Source organism: Tersicoccus phoenicis (assembly GCF_001968835.1).
GTDB classification, from domain to species: domain Bacteria; phylum Actinomycetota; class Actinomycetes; order Actinomycetales; family Micrococcaceae; genus Tersicoccus; species Tersicoccus phoenicis.
This window is the reverse complement of sequence record NZ_MRDE01000129.1, coordinates 1-307: the sequence shown is the minus strand read 5'-3', so window position 1 is coordinate 307 and position 307 is coordinate 1. Positions and strand designations below refer to the sequence as shown.

At 67.8% G+C, this 307-nt stretch carries 1 protein-coding gene; it reads right to left on the bottom strand.

The features are described 5' to 3' along the window. Positions 1 to 34 precede the first annotated feature (34 nt). Positions 35 to 307, bottom strand: a 273-nt coding sequence (locus BKD30_RS15440; protein WP_143588241.1) for a hypothetical protein, incomplete at its 5' end; no start/stop codon positions are given.

Here is a 307-nt window from a genome sequence, read left to right as displayed (position 1 = left end):
GTCGTCGTCCTCGTCCGACCCAGGTTGTCATACGTCAGCCACTTCGCGCCCAGGCCCGCCCCCGCCACCGGGGTGATAGTGGTGAGCTGTGGTCGGTGTTGTACCCGTAGACCGTCCGGTTCGACCCGTTCCCCGGCGCCGTGGCCGTCGCCACGATCCCGTCCGGGTTGTACGTCAAGACCGCCTGAGCGGCCAGGGCGTCCGTGGAGGTCAGCCGGTTCCCGGCCCCGTTGAACGTGTAGGCCGACGTGTTACCCGCATCGTCCGTGCTCGAGGTGGCCAAGTACTTCGTGTTCGCCGCCGTGTT